Source organism: Klebsiella sp. RC2, assembly GCF_014192815.1.
In the GTDB taxonomy this organism is placed as follows: Bacteria; Pseudomonadota; Gammaproteobacteria; order Enterobacterales; family Enterobacteriaceae; genus Klebsiella; species Klebsiella variicola.
Window position 1 is genome coordinate 289,616 of sequence record NZ_JACHYL010000007.1, and the last position, 18,208, is coordinate 307,823.

Annotated in this window: 17 protein-coding genes; 6 read left to right on the forward strand and 11 right to left on the reverse strand. The window is 56.5% G+C overall.

The features are described 5' to 3' along the window. Positions 1-37: 37 nt before the first annotated feature. The 3 genes from FHW76_RS21470 to soxR form a co-directional block, all read right to left on the reverse strand. Positions 38-1,387 (reverse strand): NCS2 family permease, encoded by a 1,350-nt coding sequence (locus FHW76_RS21470; RefSeq protein ID WP_008807272.1) that lies wholly within the window; start codon positions 1,385-1,387, stop codon positions 38-40. Positions 1,388-1,777: 390 nt separating this feature from the next. Beyond that, entirely contained in the window at positions 1,778-2,446 is a 669-nt protein-coding gene (locus FHW76_RS21475; protein ID WP_012543173.1) for a glutathione S-transferase family protein, read from the reverse strand. Between the two features lie 259 nt (positions 2,447-2,705). Beyond that, positions 2,706-3,164, reverse strand: coding sequence for a redox-sensitive transcriptional activator SoxR (gene soxR / locus FHW76_RS21480; protein ID WP_004206331.1), 459 nt, complete (start codon positions 3,162-3,164; stop codon positions 2,706-2,708). A gap of 84 nt (positions 3,165-3,248) precedes the next feature. Between soxR and soxS the strand changes: the two genes are divergently transcribed. Beyond that, the gene (soxS, locus tag FHW76_RS21485; protein ID WP_004151738.1) at positions 3,249-3,578 is read left to right on the forward strand and encodes a superoxide response transcriptional regulator SoxS; all 330 of its coding nucleotides are present in this window, start codon (positions 3,249-3,251) and stop codon (positions 3,576-3,578) included. Here the strand turns inward: soxS and FHW76_RS21490 are convergent. After that, positions 3,563-5,167 (reverse strand): EAL domain-containing protein, encoded by a 1,605-nt coding sequence (locus FHW76_RS21490; RefSeq protein ID WP_008807274.1) that lies wholly within the window; start codon positions 5,165-5,167, stop codon positions 3,563-3,565. The genes soxS and FHW76_RS21490 overlap by 16 nt on opposite strands. Before the next feature lie 508 nt (positions 5,168-5,675). Here FHW76_RS21490 and FHW76_RS21495 point away from each other — a divergent pair. Then, a complete protein-coding gene (locus FHW76_RS21495; protein WP_008807275.1) occupies positions 5,676-5,957 on the forward strand; it encodes a YjcB family protein in 282 nt (93 codons plus the stop codon). A gap of 46 nt (positions 5,958-6,003) precedes the next feature. On the opposite strand, the gene FHW76_RS21500 is transcribed toward FHW76_RS21495, so the two are convergent. The 4 genes from FHW76_RS21500 to FHW76_RS21515 are packed head-to-tail and all read right to left on the reverse strand — an operon-like array spanning position 6,004 to position 9,952. Continuing rightward, a complete protein-coding gene (locus FHW76_RS21500; protein WP_183476979.1) occupies positions 6,004-6,861 on the reverse strand; it encodes an ABC transporter permease in 858 nt (285 codons plus the stop codon). Then, positions 6,858-7,691, reverse strand: coding sequence for an ABC transporter permease (locus tag FHW76_RS21505; RefSeq protein WP_008807277.1), 834 nt, complete (start codon positions 7,689-7,691; stop codon positions 6,858-6,860). The genes FHW76_RS21500 and FHW76_RS21505 overlap by 4 nt, the downstream gene beginning before the upstream one ends. Positions 7,692-7,751: 60 nt before the next feature. Continuing rightward, positions 7,752-8,891 carry an extracellular solute-binding protein gene (locus FHW76_RS21510; protein ID WP_008807278.1) on the reverse strand — a complete coding sequence of 380 codons (1,140 nt, stop codon included), beginning with the start codon at positions 8,889-8,891 and terminating at the stop codon, positions 7,752-7,754. Positions 8,892-8,920: 29 nt separating this feature from the next. Further along, on the reverse strand, positions 8,921-9,952 hold the full coding sequence (locus FHW76_RS21515; protein WP_012543175.1) for an ABC transporter ATP-binding protein: 1,032 nt from the start codon (positions 9,950-9,952) through the stop codon (positions 8,921-8,923). Positions 9,953-10,114: 162 nt separating this feature from the next. Here FHW76_RS21515 and FHW76_RS21520 point away from each other — a divergent pair, with 162 nt between their 5' ends. Genes FHW76_RS21520 through FHW76_RS21530 form a run of 3 tightly spaced genes read left to right on the forward strand, consistent with a single transcriptional unit; the run spans position 10,115 to position 12,667 of the window. Continuing rightward, on the forward strand, positions 10,115-10,885 hold the full coding sequence (locus FHW76_RS21520) for an MBL fold metallo-hydrolase (RefSeq protein WP_117269254.1): 771 nt from the start codon (positions 10,115-10,117) through the stop codon (positions 10,883-10,885). Continuing rightward, positions 10,882-11,895, forward strand: coding sequence for a LacI family DNA-binding transcriptional regulator (locus FHW76_RS21525; protein WP_016160112.1), 1,014 nt, complete (start codon positions 10,882-10,884; stop codon positions 11,893-11,895). The genes FHW76_RS21520 and FHW76_RS21525 overlap by 4 nt, the downstream gene beginning before the upstream one ends. 10 nt (positions 11,896-11,905) lie before the next feature. Next, positions 11,906-12,667 carry an inositol monophosphatase gene (locus FHW76_RS21530; RefSeq protein ID WP_012969157.1) on the forward strand — a complete coding sequence of 254 codons (762 nt, stop codon included), beginning with the start codon at positions 11,906-11,908 and terminating at the stop codon, positions 12,665-12,667. A 38-nt stretch (positions 12,668-12,705) separates the two neighbouring features. Here the strand turns inward: FHW76_RS21530 and FHW76_RS21535 are convergent, their stop codons facing one another. After that, the gene (locus FHW76_RS21535) at positions 12,706-13,059 is read right to left on the reverse strand and encodes an anti-adapter protein IraM (protein WP_008807283.1); all 354 of its coding nucleotides are present in this window, start codon (positions 13,057-13,059) and stop codon (positions 12,706-12,708) included. Positions 13,060-13,329: 270 nt separating this feature from the next. Continuing rightward, positions 13,330-14,277 (reverse strand): LysR family transcriptional regulator, encoded by a 948-nt coding sequence (locus FHW76_RS21540; protein ID WP_022065214.1) that lies wholly within the window; start codon positions 14,275-14,277, stop codon positions 13,330-13,332. A gap of 129 nt (positions 14,278-14,406) precedes the next feature. Here FHW76_RS21540 and FHW76_RS21545 point away from each other — a divergent pair, with 129 nt between their 5' ends. After that, positions 14,407-15,573: an L-dopachrome tautomerase-related protein gene (locus tag FHW76_RS21545; RefSeq protein WP_023323470.1), complete on the forward strand. Its 1,167-nt coding sequence runs from the start codon at positions 14,407-14,409 to the stop codon at positions 15,571-15,573. A 39-nt stretch (positions 15,574-15,612) separates the two neighbouring features. Here the strand turns inward: FHW76_RS21545 and bamA are convergent, their stop codons facing one another. Further along, on the reverse strand, positions 15,613-18,036 hold the full coding sequence (gene bamA / locus FHW76_RS21550; RefSeq protein ID WP_012969159.1) for an outer membrane protein assembly factor BamA: 2,424 nt from the start codon (positions 18,034-18,036) through the stop codon (positions 15,613-15,615). Positions 18,037-18,208: the final 172 nt, after the last annotated feature.

Below are 18,208 nucleotides of genomic sequence, written 5' to 3' on the forward strand. Positions count from 1 at the left end.
CGGGCGGCCTGAGCCGCCCGTGAGGAGCACGAAGGGTTTAAATCGCCCAACCGCCCGCGTAAAACGCCACCAGCGCCACGGCGATAATTACCGTACCGAGGTTCAGCTTGCGCCACTCGCCGGAGACCAGACGGCCAATCACCAGGGTAGCGAAACCGATCATGATGCCGGTCACGATGTTACAGGTCAGCACGATAAACACCGCGGTGATCAGGCCAGCCATCGCGTCAACGAAGTCGTTGAAATCGATTTTTGCCACGTTGCTCAGCATCAGCAGGCCGACGTACATCAGCGCCGGCGCGGTCGCGTAGGCCGGTACCAGATAAGAGAGCGGGGAGAGGAACAGGATCAGCAGGAACAGGACACCGACCGTCACCGCGGTCAGACCGGTTTTACCGCCAGCCGCGGTACCCGCCGCCGATTCGATATACACCGCCGCTGGCGCCGCGCCAACTAAACCGGAGAAGACGCTGCTCAGGGAGTCGGTGGTCAACGCTTTACCGCCGTTGATGATCTGTCCGTCTTTGTCCAGCAGGTTTGCCTGGCCGGCCACCGCGCGGATAGTACCGGTGGCGTCAAAGACCGCCGTCATCACCAGCGCCAGCACGCTGGGCAGCACGACCGGGTTCAGCGCGCCGATGATGTCGAGGCTGCCGATCAGCGAGTTGCCTTTATCATCGCTCAGGGATGGCATGGCGAAAATACCGGAGAAATGGACGTTCGGATCGAAAATCAGGCCCACAATCGACACACCAATAATGGTCAGCAGAATACCGCCCGGCACCTTCATTTTTTCCAGACCAATGATCACCGCGAGGCCAATCAGCGACATCACCACCGGGAAGCTGGCAAATTTGCCCAGCGCCACCGGCAGACCGTCCAGCGGATTTTTGATCACCAGACCAACGCCGTTGGCGGCGATCAGCAGCAGGAACAGGCCAATCCCGATCCCGGTACCATGCGCCACGCCCTGCGGCAGGTTGCGCAAGATCCAGCTGCGGATGCCGGTCGCGGAAATCACCGTAAACAGGACACCCATCAGGAATACCGCGCCGAGGGCCACCGGAATACTGATCTGCTGCCCCAGCACCAGGCTGAAGGCGGTGAAGGCGGTCAACGAAATGGCGCAGCCGATAGCCATCGGCAGATTTGCCCATAACCCCATCACCAGCGAGCCAACGCCCGCCACCAGACAGGTCGAGACAAACACCGCGGCCGGCGGGAAGCCCGCTTTACCGAGCATGCCCGGCACCACGATGACGGAGTAAACCATCGCCAGAAAGGTAGTAAGACCTGCAACAATCTCCTGACGCACGGTGCTACCGCGCGCCGAAATTTTAAACCAGGCGTCTAATGAACCGCCGGTACGCGCTGAAGGCGTAGACATAGAAAACTTCCCCTGAAAATTTTTATTGTTCGTTGATATGCGTGGTGGACCCTCCACTGCCAGTTAAACGCGATCTCCTTGTACCGAATCGCAGCGCCAGGGGGGCTGCAAAAAAGCAAACGTTTAACTCCGCGCATACACTACGGTGTGTCAACCTTATCTCCTCCCCCTGGATAGCAGAAAAAAGAGGGAGCAAAACAGAAAGGCAAACGATTATCCGGCCTTTAGATAACCCTTTTCAACCGATGTTTATCGTATTTCGCTAAATTTCGCTTATGACGAGCAGAAAATAACCAGACGATGCGCAAACGTTATCGTCTATGCGCAATCCGCTAACAAATTTTTAGTGAGTTGCTTTCATTTGTCGGCGTCATCGGATCCGCTGATACCTCAGGCGCCAGGTAAGGAAAAGGGGCCGCCGCGCTCGATGGCCCGCTGCCAGGCCGGACGCTGCTCCACCCGCTGTCGCCAGGCCTCGATATGGACAAGGTCATGCACGCCACCGCGCGCCAACAGCGCCATCACCGGGAAGCTCATCTGGATATCGGCCATACTCAGTCGCTCGCCGGCAAACCATGGCCGCGTGGCAAGATGGTCGTCAATAAACCGCGCATGGGTGGCCAGCTGGGGATCCAGCCACGCTTTCTGAATGCCCTTGCCCAGCAGGGCGCCCAGCGAGCGGACGCCAAAGGGCACAGGGGGTTTACCCAGGCTGGCGAACACCAGCTTCATTAACAGCAGCGGCATCAGCGAGCCTTCGGCATAGTGCAGCCAGAAGCGGTACTGCAGTTTGTCCTCTATCGCCTGCGGCTTCAGCAGCCCGCCGCTGTCCCAGGTCTCCTGCAAATACTCGAGAATGGCCCCGGACTCCGCCAGCACATAGCCGTTGTCTTCCAGCACCGGCGATTTCCCCAACGGATGGACTTTCTTCAGCGCCGCCGGCGCCAGCATCGACTTTTCCCGCTGATAGCGGACTATCTGATAAGGCAGCTGCAGCTCTTCCAGTGCCCACAGTACGCGTTGCGATCGTGATTGATTAAGATGGTGTACCGTCAGCATGGGCCTCTCCCGTGGTTTGTTCAAATTAACTATAGGAACAGGCGCTCATTGCCGGGAAAATTTCGGCAAAATAGTAAGGAAAAAATGGCAGCAGCTGCCATAGTTAAAGTGTCGACGCAAACCGGAACCTCCATCAACAGATTGCGCAATACTGAGGGACGTCGATGTCGGGGGAAACCCTCTCGTGAACCAGCGAGATAATGCGAAAGACAAAGACCGGAAAACAACTAAAGCGCCCAGTTGTGGCGCTTTAGTTTTATTACTCCTCTTCCAGCAGCCGGGCGCCGGTCCCCTCTTCCCCCAGCTTATCGCCCGGGTTGCGCAGCGGGCAGTCGCGCCGTGATAAACAGCCGCAGCCGATACAGCCGTCGAGCTGGTCGCGCAACGCCGTCAGGGTATGAATACGCCGGTCCAGCTCCTCACGCCACTGCGATGACAGCATCTTCCACTCTTTTGCGCTGAGGTTGTGCCCTTCCGGCAGTACGCCAAACGCGTCGCCGATGGTCGCCAGCGGGATGCCGATGCGTTGCGCAATTTTGATAATCGCCACCGCGCGCAGGACATCGCGCCGGTAGCGCCGCTGGTTGCCGGCATTCCGCTGGCTATGGATCAGGCCTTTACTCTCATAAAAATGGAGAGCCGAGACCGCCACGCCGGTTCGTTTTGCCACTTCCCCGGGCGTCAGCAGCATTTTGATGCGGGGTGATTTCTTTTCCATAAAGCGCTTTACCTCAAGTTAACTTGAGGAATTATACTCGCCCGCAGACAAAACGACGAATCGAGAATTGAGAGAGGCCGCTTTATGTCCCATCAGGATATTATTCAAACACTGATTGAATGGATTGATGAACATATCGATCAACCACTTAACATTGATATAGTCGCCAGAAAGTCAGGATACTCGAAATGGTATCTGCAGCGGATGTTCCGTACCGTAATGCATCAGACGCTGGGTGATTATATTCGTCAGCGCCGCCTGCTGCTGGCGGCGGAAGCGTTGCGAACCACTCAGCGACCTATCTTTGATATCGCGATGGATCTGGGCTACGTCTCGCAGCAAACCTTCTCCCGGGTGTTCCGTCGCGAGTTCGACCGCACTCCCAGCGACTACCGCCATCAGATCTCCGCGTGACGCGGCGGCTGAGGCCTGCTTATGGGCGTGGGAGCATTCGCTAACCACTGCATAAACTCCCGCGCCGGCATGGCTTTCGCAAACAGCCAGCCCTGACAAAATTGCACGCCGCGCTTGTAGAGCCAGCTTACCTGCTCCGGGGTCTCCACCCCTTCCGCGATAGTTTTTAAACGCAGCCCGCGCGCCATCTCGATGATGTGCTCAGCGATCAGATGGCTGGTGTTGTTGGTGGTCAGCGTATCAACGAAGGTTTTATCGATTTTGAGGATATCGACATTCAGCGCGTGCAGATTATGCAGATTCGAGTAGCCGGTACCAAAATCATCGATCGCAATCTCATAGCCTGCTTCGCGGAACGCCTGGATCACCGGCGTCGTTTTCGCCACGTCGATAAACCCGCGCTCGGTCACTTCGATTTTGATCTGTCCGATGCAGACCGCATAGCTATGCGCTTTCTCACTGATCTGGGAAATCAGCCGCGCCGAGTGGAAATCGGACGCAGAGAGATTGATCGCCACATACAGCTGCGGATGGCTGGCAAGAAACTCACCCATTTCATAAAACAGCTCGTCCACCACGTAGTCCGTGATCTGGGCAATCATGCCTTCATTTTCCGCCAGCGGGATAAACTCCGCCGGGTTCATCACCGGGCCATCAAACCCCGGCCATCGCAGTAGCGCCTCCGCCCCGACGCAGCGGTTATTTTTAATATCGATAATCGGCTGGTAGTGCAGCCGCAGCTGGCGGCAGCTCAGAGCCCGCTGTAGCATATTGCGCGGCGAGTGATACTGGCGGCGGGTTCGTGTCCACACCAGCACCAGTAAAATACTGCAAATGATCCCCAGCGGCAGCGTCAGGCTCGCCTGGTCACAGAAGTTGTGGTAGTAGCTGGCCCGTGAGGTGGACATGATGACCGCGATCGGCCGGATAGCGGAGCGGGCTATCGTATACACCCGACCATTCTGATTAAAAAAAGCATCGCCTTCGCGAATTAACGCCTGGAGTTCGGCGGGCTCAACATTATTACTCAGCGAGAAAAAGAGGTTGGTTTTAGTATCGAAAACGCCATAGGCTAAATCGCGGTCGCTGGCAATCACCGAGCTGAACGAGTAGGGGTTGACCACCACCACATAGGGCCCCTTCTGCATATAATTCATGGCAAAGCCCGGGTAAAACGGCGTATCCCGATAGTAGTAAATCGCCACATCCGGCTTTTTGGTGTAATTCGCCGCGGGCATCCGCCAGCCGGTCTCGGGATGAGCGGACGTTGAACAGATAAAGCGCTGACCGTTGGCGTAGATCAGATCTTCTACATACAGCAGACCGCGAACAATATGCAGTAAATAACGCTGGTGCTCCGCTGAGCATAGCTCACCACGATACTGGCTGGCTTTAAACCGCGCCTGATCCGCTTCCCGGATGACCATTTCTGTTTTTTGCAGCGCCAGCTGCGAAAATGAGTGCAATTGATCAATGGTTTCGGCTTTGGCCCGCAGCTGGGCAAACCACAATGCCAACATCACCGGCAATAAAATAACCAGCCCCATTCCGACAAGTCTGAGCGCCTTATGCGGCGCACTGTCAGCCATTTACGCTTTCATCCATGCGATATGCCTTAATTAAGGTAGCCCGAACACGTTAGCAATCGCGACTGCGATAGACATCAGCAGATATCTGCCAGCCCTTCAGGGCGTCAGCTTTTCAGCTGGTGGTGTTGAATAATACTTATTTATCAGGTATTCGAAAGATATTCTCGTCAGATTAAGAATAGACGCGCATCTGACTCGGTTTCTCCGTGTAATAAACAGGAACTGGTAATAAAACCCGCAGAATAATAATCATTAGCAAGAGAATGAAAATAAGATAATCGGGTTTTGCTTACCTATATCCACACAAAATTAAAGCTTATTCAGCGCAGCGAAAGCTCATTTTTTGGCTGGCGAATAAAGCACCAAGTGTGATATAGTTCACACAAGTTGATGAAACAGAAATGACGTTTCATCACTCTCTAGTTTGCCAGTCGAGACCAGAGCGCTATGCCATCGTCAGTCGCGCCAGGTCATCCATGGCTCCCCGACTTTCTTTGAGGATAGGTTAATGGCTTCCATTACTACCAGTGTCGTTTTGTTGCGCTGGCCCCTGGTGAGCGCGGTACTGATGTTTCTCGCCAGCTCGTTGAATATCCAGTTACGGAAAAGCGATTATGCCGGTCTGGCAGTGATCTGCAGCTGCCTCGGCCTTGCCGCCGCCTGCTGGTTCGCCACCGGTTTGCTGGGCATCACCCTGATCGATATCGCAAAAATCTGGGGTAATATCAAAGATGTGATGATTGAGGTCATGAGTCAGACGCCGCCAGAATGGCCAATGATGATGACCTGAGGTTAAAAAGCTTCCCACCGGGAAGCTTTTTCGTTTTCTACGGTCCTTACTTCCCCAGTTTCGCCATCATCTCCGGGCGCATAAATTTATGGATCACCACCATAAAGAGCAGCGATGGCACCAGCAAAATCAGCGCCGTAATCGACGAGACCTGATAGTTACCCGACATGTTGGCGTTATAGAGCAGTAGCGGCAGCGTGGTGATATCCGGCGCGCCGACAAAGAAGGTGCCGGTAAACTCATCCAGCGACTCCAGAAAAACGAAGATGCTGGCGGCAACGATCCCCGGCGCCGCCTGCGGCAGCACAATGTGCCAGAAGGTATACACCGGTCCGGCGCCAAGGTTACGCGACGCCCGCGCCAGCAGCGGGTCGATGGATGAGAAGGCTGCCACACAGATCCACACCGAATACATCAGGCCGTGGACGCTATGCACCAGCACCACCCCCGCGATACTGCCGTTCAATCCCCACTGATAAAACAATCGGGCAACATTCATGTATACCGTCAAGTTGGGAAAGGCCTGCGGGATGAGAAACAGCAGCATAAACAGCACCCGCAGCGGCATTTTCCGCCGGGAAAGCGCATAGCCGGCGGGGACGGAAATCAGCAAACAGACCCCCACCGATAACAGGGCGATCAACACGCTGGTTAACAGCGAACCGGACACATCGCTGTATGGATTGAAAACCTGATACCAGTACTTCAACCCCCACTGACTGGGCAGCGAATGGGGAAAATACCAGCTTTCCGCTACGGTCCAGATCAACAGGTTCAGCAACGGGCCAAACATCGCCAGCAGCATAAACAGCAGCAGCAGGGTCTGCAGCGCCAGGCTGGCGCGCACTTTACGGCGCCCTTTTATCCACCATGACGGGGATGAGGCGAGAGTCAGCGCTTTCATGATTCCCCTCCTTTTTGCTGCAGGCTGTGGCGCAGGTAAAACCACGACAGCGCGCCGCAGATCGCCAGCGACACCACACCCAGCGCATTCGCCACCGCGTAATCGCCATAGGAATTCACGCGAAACGCCATATCCACCGTCAGCATCGTCGGCGTTCCGACGCCGATCATCAACGGTACCGACAGCACCGACATCATGGTCACCGTCGACAGCACCAGCGCCACGCCGATGGTCGGCAGGACCTGCGGCAGCATGATATCGAACAGGATCCGCGGCCGGGAGGCGCCAAGGTTACGCGCAGCAAGGATCTGCGACGACTCCAGCGCCGCCATCGCTCCGCAGATCAGCAGCGTGGCAAAGGCCAGTTGCTTCCAGACAAAGGTGATCACTATCCCTTTCCATCCCAGCCAGGAGAGCGTCTCCAGCGGTGTGACCAGGTCGGCCGCCACCAGCGCATTGTTCATCAGGCCATTTTTGGCGAGAAAAGTGCGCATCATCTGGGCGACAACGATAAACGGAATAAACAGCGGTAAGCGATACAAAAAACCCAGCAGACGAACAACGGGTCGGCACGGTGACAGCGCAATCACTGCCGACAGGGTAATGGCGATCAGCGCTAACAGCGCCACTGAGACCAGTACGATAATCAGCGAAAAGAGCACATCACTGGCGTAAAGCGCATAGACCTTGCGGAAGTGATCGAGCGTGAACGGCTGTCCCGGCGCGGTAAACGCCGAGACCAGCGAAAACCCCAGCGGATACAAAAACAGGATCGCGATCATCAGCGCCGCCGGAGCAACCAGCAGCAGATATTTTAATGAACTGGACATAATGCACCTGGCGTCAGCACAAGAAAGCGCCCGGGCCGACAACCCGGGCGGGAGAAGGCGTTAGTTGGCCACCTGGCTTTCGTAACCCTCTTTGATGTCGTCAAAATAGGGAGCGATCGGGAAGCTTTTGCCATACTTTGCCAGCGCTTCCGGCGAGATTTCGGCAAACAGCTTTTGCCAGGTCGCCGTATCCAGCTTCGGCTTCACCTGCCCGGCGTCGATGCCCGGATACCAGTTAAACTGCTTAACGATCCCCTGCGCCTGCACTTCCGGACTGGTGGCCAGCGCGATAAAGTCGCGCGCCAGCTGCGGATTCGCCGCCTTCGCCGGGATGACGTAATACATCGGCTGACCCGGCATACCCGGCGCCAGTAAAGCAAGCTTGATCGAGGGCGGCAGCTTGCCCTGATCTTTCCAGCTATAGAACATATCGACCCACACCGGGCCCATGGCGATTTCCCCCCGGCTCAGCATATCGAGCGTCCCGGCGTTGCCCGGGGTAAAAGTTACGTTTTTATTGAACGCCTTCAGCTTCTCATAGGCCTGCTGCCAGCCTTTTTCGACGCTTTTATCATAGGGCCCGGCGGAGAGACGCTGGGCGTCGGTCCCGTAGGCGTAGATCCAGCCCACCACAAAGCTGACGCCGGACATGCCGTTCTTGATGCCGTTATAGCCAAAAGCCTGCGGATGTTTCTGCGTCCAGGCCACCAGCTCGTCATACGACGCCGGTGGGGTACTGAGCAGATCGCTGTTCCAGGCGATAGCGGTCTGGCTTAAGAACATCGGCATGACGTATCCGTCGACGTTAACGCCCAGCGCCTGAGTGGCGCTCGGCGAACTCACCATGCCGCCGGTCTGAATATCCTGACGGTATTTTTGCAGTAATCCCTTTTCCACCTGCTCACCGCCCGCCTTCTGGTGCACTACCGCGACGTCGATATCCCACTGCTGCGCGCCGCTCTCCTGCTGGGCCGTTAGCTTCTCGCTAATTTTATTCGACCCGGCGTCGCCGGGGCCGGTACCGATCACCCGCACCTTGACGCCGGGATGAGCGGCTTCAAATTTTGGCCCCAGCCAGGTTTTTACATAATCCACCATATTCTGATCGCCCGCGGTGGCGACATTCAGAATGGTGTCGGCCTGTGCGCCAAGGCTCAGGAAGAGGGTCGTTACGATCGCTGCTTTCGTCTTAGTCAACATGGATTGTCCCCAGAATGAACACGCTGATATCACTGTGATAGTGGTAAAGGAAAAATATGCAGGGCCGGCGTTGGCACATGGAGCCGAACGCGGCTTTTTGTCGGCCAGCACTGCGCGGCATCGGCCAGTAGCAGGCGGTCATGACAGCGCACGCTGTGGCGATACAGATTGCCCAGAAACGCGCTTTGCTCCACCACGCCCTCCAGAGCAAGTCCCTCCTGCGGCGCAGGCTGCGTTAATTCAGCGAGCGCGGCATCAGCGCTGCGAAAATAAATAACTTTTTCCCCCTGCTGAGCGGCGGATAAACCGGATATTGCGGCAGCGGATAATTCACCGGAGGTTATTTTATTATCGGCGCCCATAAAATCAGCGACGAAGGGCGTCGCAGGATGTTGATATATTTGTTCCGGGGTGCCAGTTTGTTCAATACGCCCCTGATTTAATACCGCAATGCGGTCCGCCATCACTAAGGCTTCCTGCTGATCGTGGGTGACAATTAATGACGTGAAACCCAGTCTCTTTTGCAGAGATTTAATTTCATGGCGCACATTCAGGCGCACTTTGGCATCCAGATTAGATAACGGCTCATCCAGCACCAGCACCTGGGGCTCTATGGCCAGGGCTCTTGCCAGCGCCACCCGCTGCCGCTGACCGCCCGACAGTTCGGTCACTTTCACCTCGCCAAGTCCCTCAAGATTCACTATTCGCAGCAGCTCCGCCACCCGCCGCGCGATATCCGCCCCGCGCCATTTGCGCAGCTTCAGGCCATAGCCGATATTGCGCGCTACCGTCAGGTGCGGCCACAGGGCGTAGCTTTGAAACACCATGGTGATATTGCGCTGCTCCGGCGCAAGATGGGTGATCGTTCGACTGGCAATAGCCATCTCGCCGCTTTGCACCGGAATAAAGCCGCAGAGCGCGTTCAGCAGCGTGGTTTTTCCGCATCCCGACGGACCCAGCAGGGCAATCATTTCCCCTTGCTCGACCGCCAGATCGATATTATGTAAAACCACGTTATCGCCATAACTAATTTTAAGGCCGGTGATCTGTAAATAACTCATATTCGCTACCTGAAAGCGCTGCTGCGGCATTTTTTTAGCAAGGTGAACACGTGTTCATTTGGCTGTAAAAAAAATGCAACGTTAACTCGACATGATGTGAGCCTACTTTGTCGGGTATTTATGACAATTTAATTAAGCGGCAAAAAATTTTGGCGAGGGTCAATGAAAATAGATGTGCTTGGCTGCGGGAGCGCCTTTTCCTGCACGCAAAATACCTCCGCGCTGCGGGTGATCGACGCGGACAACAAACAGTGGTTAATCGACTGCGGCCCCACCGTTCCCCGCGCACTCTGGCAGCGCGGCGGTGGGGTCAATGATATTGACGCAATCTACTTCACCCACGTCCATCCGGATCACTGTACCGGTCTGACGGCGCTGCTGAATTACTGGAAAAGTGGCTCCCGTCAGAAGCCGCTGATTATCTACTGCCAGCCAGCGCAGCAGCCGGTGCTCATGCAGCTGACCGCGCTGGCGAACTGGCCTCAGGCGGCCCCTGGTTTCACCATCGACTGGCAGGAATGCCGCGAAGCCTGGACGTGGCAGGACTGGCAGATCCGCACCGCCGCCACCCAGCATGAGCTGAGTAATCGCGCCATCCGCATCACCATTGCCGGGCAGACGCTGTTTTACAGCGGCGATGGCCGGCCAACCGCCGACTCGATAGCCCTGATGGCCGGCGCCGGGCTGGCGTTTCAGGAGTGTGCCTCAGTGGCGGCCCTTGACGACGATGCTTCTCATGGCGATTTCCCCTCCTGCCTGATGCTGTTCAGAACGCTGCAGCTCCCGGCGCTGGGGCTCTATCACTGCGAGGACGCCGCCCTGTCGGCGCTGAAGCAAGCCTGTCAGCCGTGGCAGGGATTATTCGTGTCGCAGGATGGGGACCACTTTACGCTGCCGCGTCCCGCATTCGCCGATGAGGCGCATGCCCTATGAGCCCACGTAAACCCAGCGTCACCGCCCAGGATGTGGCCAGACTGGCCGGCGTCTCGCGGGCGGTGGTGTCACGCGCGCTGAGCAGCAACGGCAGCATCTCTCCCGACGCCCGGGCGCGGGTGCTGCGCGCCGCCGAAGAGCTGGGGTACCAGGTTAACTTTCTTGCCCAGGGGCTCAATCGCCAGCGCAGCCACTTAATCGGCGTGATCGTCTCGCGCATCAGCGATCCTTTTCGCAGCGCCCTGCTTGATGCCCTGCTCAACGAGATCCAGCGCCAGGGCTTTCAGGCGCTGGTGAGCGAGATCCACAGCGAGCAGGACCTGGCGCACACCCTGCGCCGTTTCACGCAGTTTCGCGTCTCCGGCGTTATCGTCACCTCCGGCCAGCCGCCGGAGGCGTTGGTGAATGAGTGCGTCCAGCAGCATATCCCGGTAGTGGGCATTAACCGCCAGCCGACGATACCCGGGGTGGATTATGTCTGCTCTGACAACATCGCCGGCGCCGAACTGGCGGCCGACCAGCTGCTGCGCAGCGGCTGCCGGCGGTTTGGCTGGCTCAACCACTCACCTTCCACCTGGGCCGGGCGCATGCGTGGGGAAGCATTCAGCCGGGCACTGCAGGCGCGCGGAGTGGACGTCGAACGCAATCTGGCGATCCTCGCCTGCCCGGAAGAGGGCTATACGGGCGGGTTTCAGGCCGCTGCGCTCGCCGACGAGGCGCTGGAGGGGATCTTCTGCGCTAACGCCCAGATTGCCTGCGGCTTTCTCGATGGAATGCGCCAGCGCGGCAAACAGGCGCCTGAGGATTATCAGTTGATTGGTTTTGATAACACGCCGCCGACCGCGCAATATAGCTACCAGCTCACCACGCTACATCAGGATGTGGCGGCGATCTCCCGCCAGGCACTCGCCCGGCTGCAGGAGCGCACCGTCGACCCTTTACAACCTTCACGCACCACCTGGGTGGAGGTGACATTAATTCACCGGCGCACGTCGCCCTTTATTATCTGAGAGCAAGACCATGACGGAAGCACAACGAGAGTCATTATGCGCCTTGATTCGCCAGGCAGGCGCCCACGCCCAGGCGCTGCGCGATGCGGGATTGCAGGTCGATAAAAAATCGCGCCAGGACTTTGTTTCGCAAGCAGATCTCGCGGTAGAACAGGAGATTAAAGGGTGGCTGAAGGCGCACTTTCCGCAGGAGGGTTTCCTCGGTGAAGAGAGCGGTTTCGAAGGCGATGAGCACACCGTCTGGGTACTTGACCCCGTGGATGGCACCACCAACTTTATCCTTGGTATGGATTATTGGTGCATCTCACTGGCGAGAGTGTGCCAGGGCGAACTCTCGCTCGGCATCATCTACGCCCCCGATCGCAATGAGTTTTTCTTCGCCGGCCGCGGCGAAGGGGCGTTTCTCAACGGTCGTCGCCTGACGCTGCGTGAACCGGATCCCGACGCGGTGGTGATCGGCATGGGGCGCTCCAGCCGCGCCCCGGCCAGCGACTATGCCCGGGCCATCGACACGCTGCTCGACGCCGGCCTGGAGTATCGCCGTTTTGGCGCAGGCGCCCTGATGCTGGCGCATGTCGCTGCCGGTCAGATCCATGGCTATTTTGAAGCGCATATGAACAGCTGGGACGCGCTGGCGGGTATGCTGTTGATTGAGGAGGCGGGCGGAACGTGCAATGCATTTCTCGCCAATGAAGGGCTGCGGCAAGGCAACCTCGTCCTCGCCGGCTGCGCAAGCGTCCAGCCACGAATGGCCGCCCTGCTGGTCAAATAACATCGCGCCGCCGGTAGCCGACCGGCGGCTTTCTCGGGCTAACGCCAGGGTTCACCGCGCGGAATATTATTCGGGCAGCGCTTAATCGCGCAAAAGGACTGGAAAAAACAGGAGTCAGACTGCTTGCCGCCAGCCTGATACGGGCAAGATGGCCGTTCGCGTAATTTCTCCCACTGCGCCTCGTCGTACACCGTAATATTGTAGATTTTTAATGAATGATACTGGTCATTAATTAAAACTCTCGAGGAATAGAGCTTCATCGACTCGCCGGGCAGCAGTATCACATCGGCCTCGTACCACATAATAAATTTTAAGAAACGCAGGCTGGATATTGCCGAAAAGGCGATGCCGGATTGCGGGCAGATGAGAGTATTAAGAATAGTCCATTTCATATTCCTTCCTTATAACAGATGCTACAAATTATTACCTTATATAGTGATAGCATCCATCATTATAAACTGCAAGCACACCTGACAATTATGTGACTTAAGACAATTCCTAACAACATAACCCATTATCGGTAACCTTAATTTTTCATCAAGAGATTAATGGTTAACCTCTATAAAAAAAGAAATAAATTAACCACAGAAAAGAAAATATAATAAAAAATAAGATAATATAAACATAATTGACAAAACGTCTTAGTCCTTGTGGATGAGCCCTCAGCCATGGGTATCAGGTAATGTCGCACACAGCGTCGCCAGCGCCTCGGCTGGCATGGTCAGCAGGGTAATTAATGCCCGGGCAGCGGCTGACTGGCTTTTATGCGGCGGGTAAAGCACCGAGAAAGGCCGTGAACGTCCGGCGAACGCCGGAAGAACAGGAACCAGCTCCCCGCGCGCGATCGCCTCCTGCACAATAAACGCATAGCTCTGACAGATCCCCGCCCCCTGCAGGGCCAGCGAGACCACCCCGAGCACATCATCGGAGACATGCAGAGATGACGTCGGTAGCCAGCTGATATCCCGGCCATCCTCACGAAATACCCATTCGGCGACTTTTCCCGTTGCCGGCATAATAAATGTCAGGCATGAATGATGGCGCAAATCGGCTATTTTACTCAGCGGTCTCGCTGTCGAGCGTAAATAGGCCGGCGAGGCCACCAGACATAGCGCCGCATCTTCCAGCTTTTTTGCCACCAGGCCGCTGTCGGGTAAATGTCCCTGGCGCACCACCAGATCGAAGCCCTCAGCGATAATATCGACATTACGGTTGGTAATATTCAGCTCAATCTGTACGTCGGGGTGCAACTGACGGTACAACGCCAGCCGGGCGGGCAAACGATAGTGTCCCCAGGTGGTGGGGGCGCTCAATTTAACGCGCCCGGATAACGCCCCTTTTTGCCCCTGCGTCTCCCGTTCGGCATTATCCAGCACCTCAAACGCCTGGCGGACCTGACTCAGATAGGCGCTTCCGGCCTCGGTCAGGCTGATCCGACGGGTGGAGCGGCGCAGCAGCTGGCACCCCAGACGCGTTTCAAGACGGGTGACGGCCCGGCTTAACACCGACGGCGTCGACGACAGCGCCACCGCGCCGGCGGTAAACGACCCGCGCTCGGCCACCGCCAGAAAGACTTCTACATCCGCAAGATAATCAAACCGCCGGGCCATTTGGTTCTCCAGAGAACAAATGATTGTCATTCCAGGCATCTTATCTTCCCGAAGGGATTTAATAAAATCGTTTACCGAGGCTTAACCGGGCCATCTGCCCCTCTTTTTTACTGCTTTCTGGAGACCATGATGCATCGTTTTTCACTCTTCGTTCTCGGCCTGCTGTCCCTGGGGCAGACCGCACTGGCGGCCGGGCCTGACGCCCCTGCCCATCTGGCGCTATGGCGCAGTTATACCGGGGTCACCTGGCAGCAGCGCGTCGATGCGCATTCCGTCAATGCGCCCATCGCAGGATTGCACTTTGACGCCGCCGGTCGGGCATTTGTTAGCACCCCACGTCTGATTTCGACCCAGGCGCCCGCCACGCTCAGCCTGCTCGATACCAAGTCCCTGAGCGGCCCGGCACGACTCACCGCCTTTCCGTCCACCGCGGCCAACAGCATCAGCGCCGATCCCCGCACGCACCTGCGCAATGTGCTGGGCTTTTACGTCGATAACCGCAACGGCTGGCTATGGGCGTTAGATCAGGGCTTTGTCGCAGGGGAAAAGACGGCGCCGCCGGGGGCGCAAAAAATCATGATCTATGCGCTCAGCGACGGTCATCTGGTGCAGCGTATTCCGCTCGACAGCGTCGCCGACCGGGAAGGAAGCTTCCTCAACGATATTGTGGTCGATGAGGCGCGCCGGGTGGCGTATATCGCCGACAGCGGCCTGCGCAGCGCGCCGGACAATCAGGCCGGACTGATCGTCGCGGATGCTAACCGTGGGACGGTCCGCCGGGTACTGAACCAGCACCCGGCGTTGATGCCGGTTGCCGGTCTGCAGGTGGTTTCACATGGGGAAACGGTCTGGCCGGGCAACCCCATTATGCTTGGTATCAATGGTATTGCGCTGTCACCGGACCAGGAAACCCTCTACTGGACGGTCACCACCGGTACCACGGCGCGGACCATCGCCACCGCCGCGCTGCGCGATCCCGCGATGAACGAACGCCAGCTCGCCGCGGCCATCCGTACCGCGGGTGAGGTCGGCGGGAATAGCGATGGGATCGTGGTCGATAAGCATGGCGCACTCTATATCACCGATGTGACCCATAACGGTATTGTCCGTTATCGCCCGCAGAGCGGGCGGTTCACCCTGCTTGCCGCTGACGACCGCGTGTACTGGCCCGATACGCCGACTATCGGCCCGGATGGCGCGGTAATGTTCACCGCCAGCCATTTAAACCAACACTTCGCTCAGGCGGTTAAACCGGGAGAAGAGAAATATACCATCTGGAAAGTGGTGCAACCCTGATCCACACGGCAGGCAGGCCCGTTGGACCTGCCTGCGTTTTTACCAGGTTTTGCCAATATTAAACTGAAACTGTTCTGCTTTATCGCCATCATACTTTTTAAACGGCTCTGCCCAGGAGAAGACCAGTGGACCAAGGGGAGACATCCACTGCACGGCAATCCCCGCGGAGAGACGAATATGACCCGGATCGCCGTAATCAGGGATCCCTGCCGCCAGCGTCTGCGCGGTGTTCTGCCAGGATGTGCTCCAGACCGTCCCGGCATCAACAAACAGCGAGGTTCGCAGGCTATCGGCGTACTTATCATTCACAAAGGGGGTTGGAATGATAAATTCGCTGTTCAGCACCGCCATGGCATTCCCGCCGACCGCATCAGATGAGGCGTCCAGCGGGCAGGCGCTATAGCTGCTTTCGCTACCATTGCAGCGGTAATAGGCCGCTTTAGGCCCAATGGTGTTAGAAGAGAAGCCGCGCACTGACGACGAGCCGCCGGCGTAAAAGTTATCGTAGAACGGTACACTTTTGCCGTCTAACCCACCGGCATAGCCTGCACGCAAACGTTCCATCCAGACCCAGCGCTTATTCTCGCTCAGCGGCAGATACTGGGCGGTGTCAAATGAGAGCTTGTAGTAGCTATTATCCGAACCGGGGAGGGTCACTTTACCGCTAAGACTGCTCTTGTTTCCCGCACGCGGGAAGAAGCCGCGATCGAGATCGTTATATCCCCATCCAAGACTCACAAAATAGTCGTTGGCGCTATATTTCGCGCCGCTGTCGCCATCTTTCGTCACCACGCTGGGCTCGATTCCCCGGGAGCTGAGGTAGCGCCAGGTCGTCAGCTCCGGATCCATATTGGTCAGGCGATTATGAACATAATCCAGTCCCAGGTTCAGGGAGTTATTTTCGCTAATGGGAAACCCCAGCGTACTGCCTAAGCCATAGCTCTGCTGGTTATAGCTCCCGGCATCCGCATCGGAAGCATCATAGCTGTTATAAAAAATCTTTCCGCCCAGGCTGATGCCATCGACGGTAAACCACGGGTTCGTCGCCCCCAGTTCAAGATAAGACTGGTAGCTGTTGCGCGTCCCGTTGAAGCTAACGCTATTACCCGTTCCCAGCCAGTTATCCTGAGTCACGCCAAGCTGATAGCTCACGCCGCTGTCCGTACCAAATCCCAGGCCCACGTTAAATGAGCCGGTGTTGCGCTCCTTCACCTTGTAGACCACATCGACCTGATCTGCCGTCCCACTGACCGGAACGATCTGCTGTTCAACGTTCTCAAAAAAACCCGTTCGGTCAAGACGTACTTTCCCTTGTTCGACTTTTTCGTTGTTGAGCCACGCCCCTTCCATTTGGCGCATTTCACGACGCAGCACCGCGTCCCGGGAGGTGTCGTTACCGGAAAATCGGATCTGGCGTACCGAGTAGCGGCGGCCCGCGTTGACCTGAATATGCAGCGCCACGCGGTGATGCGCATCATCGATTTCCGGCGTGGTCGTCACCTGCGGCCAGGCATAACCATACTTACCGAAACGCTTTTTGATCTCATTTTCAACTGTGGTGACTTGCGCCCCGCTGTACCATGCCCCCGCCAGCGGCTGGGCAAGGGCCTCGATCTCTGGGCCATGCTGCGCCAGGTCGCCTGTCACCTGAGTTCGGTCGACCCGATAACGTTCGCCTTCATTGAGGGCGATAGTGATATACAGGGATTTTTTATCTGGCGTCATACTGACCTGCGTGGACTCGATAGCAAAGCGCGCATAGCCGCGATCGAGATAAAAACTGCGCAGCGTTTCCAGATCGGCTTCCAGCTTCTGCTTCTGGTATTTTTTATCGGCTACCACGTTCCACCACGGCACATTATCGCGTAGCTGAAGCTGGTCCAGGAGCGTCTCTTCCCGAAACGCCTGATTACCGATAATGTTTATTTGTGCGATTTTCGCCGAGATGCCTTCCTGAAAGACGAACGTTAAGTCAACGCGATTACGCGGTAACGGGGTCACCACCGCGTGAACCTGCGCACTGTATTTCCCCGCACTGTAATAGAAATCCTGTAACCCTTTTTCTATTTCGCTAAGCGAATTTCTGTCCAGTGCGCTACCTGCAGAAATACCGGACGCGGTGAGATTTTCCTTTAGCGCATCATCCTTCACTGACTTATTCCCAGAAAAACTGACGCTGGCAATAGTGGGCCGTTCCTTAACCTGCACCACCAGCGTTTTCCCATCGCGCAGGATCTGCACATTCTCGAAATTGCCGCTCGCATACAGCGCGCGCACAGCCTCGCTGACATCTTCTGGCGTCACCGCATCTCCCGCGTGCAATGGCATACTTAATAGCGCCGCCCCGACGGTCACGCGCTGTAGCCCTTCAAAACGGATATCATCAACTTGATATGATGTTGCGGCATATAACGTTAAAGGGGCGATCAATAATCCGCTGATGATATGAGTCTTTTTTAACATGAATGTGTCGTCTACGAGATAATGAGCAATAGCAGTATTCTGCTGGCGTTGAGCTTATTTGTTCAGGATGCATCTCTAAAATGTGCGACAGAAAATAACCTGAGCGAGGCGCAGAATTACATGCAATTATGGCGATAAAATGGAGAAAAAAAGGATGTTAAATCATCTTTAA

Bases quoted from the DNA above. Each gene is read 5' to 3' on its own strand.
- FHW76_RS21545 (WP_023323470.1), top strand. From the start codon at position 14,407: ATGCATCGTTTTTCACTCTTCGTTCTCGGCCTGCTGTCCCTGGGGCAG.
- FHW76_RS21535 (WP_008807283.1), bottom strand. From the start codon at position 13,059: ATGAAATGGACTATTCTTAATACTCTCATCTGCCCGCAATCCGGCATC.
- soxS (WP_004151738.1), top strand. From the start codon at position 3,249: ATGTCCCATCAGGATATTATTCAAACACTGATTGAATGGATTGATGAA.
- FHW76_RS21475 (WP_012543173.1), bottom strand. From the start codon at position 2,446: ATGCTGACGGTACACCATCTTAATCAATCACGATCGCAACGCGTACTG.
- soxR (WP_004206331.1), bottom strand. From the start codon at position 3,164: ATGGAAAAGAAATCACCCCGCATCAAAATGCTGCTGACGCCCGGGGAA.
- FHW76_RS21530 (WP_012969157.1), top strand. From the start codon at position 11,906: ATGACGGAAGCACAACGAGAGTCATTATGCGCCTTGATTCGCCAGGCA.
- FHW76_RS21540 (WP_022065214.1), bottom strand. From the start codon at position 14,277: ATGGCCCGGCGGTTTGATTATCTTGCGGATGTAGAAGTCTTTCTGGCG.
- FHW76_RS21505 (WP_008807277.1), bottom strand. From the start codon at position 7,691: ATGTCCAGTTCATTAAAATATCTGCTGCTGGTTGCTCCGGCGGCGCTG.
- FHW76_RS21490 (WP_008807274.1), bottom strand. From the start codon at position 5,167: ATGGCTGACAGTGCGCCGCATAAGGCGCTCAGACTTGTCGGAATGGGG.
- FHW76_RS21500 (WP_183476979.1), bottom strand. From the start codon at position 6,861: ATGAAAGCGCTGACTCTCGCCTCATCCCCGTCATGGTGGATAAAAGGG.
- FHW76_RS21510 (WP_008807278.1), bottom strand. From the start codon at position 8,891: ATGTTGACTAAGACGAAAGCAGCGATCGTAACGACCCTCTTCCTGAGC.
- FHW76_RS21495 (WP_008807275.1), top strand. From the start codon at position 5,676: ATGGCTTCCATTACTACCAGTGTCGTTTTGTTGCGCTGGCCCCTGGTG.
- FHW76_RS21525 (WP_016160112.1), top strand. From the start codon at position 10,882: ATGAGCCCACGTAAACCCAGCGTCACCGCCCAGGATGTGGCCAGACTG.
- bamA (WP_012969159.1), bottom strand. From the start codon at position 18,036: ATGTTAAAAAAGACTCATATCATCAGCGGATTATTGATCGCCCCTTTA.
- FHW76_RS21515 (WP_012543175.1), bottom strand. From the start codon at position 9,952: ATGAGTTATTTACAGATCACCGGCCTTAAAATTAGTTATGGCGATAAC.
- FHW76_RS21520 (WP_117269254.1), top strand. From the start codon at position 10,115: ATGAAAATAGATGTGCTTGGCTGCGGGAGCGCCTTTTCCTGCACGCAA.
- FHW76_RS21470 (WP_008807272.1), bottom strand. From the start codon at position 1,387: ATGTCTACGCCTTCAGCGCGTACCGGCGGTTCATTAGACGCCTGGTTT.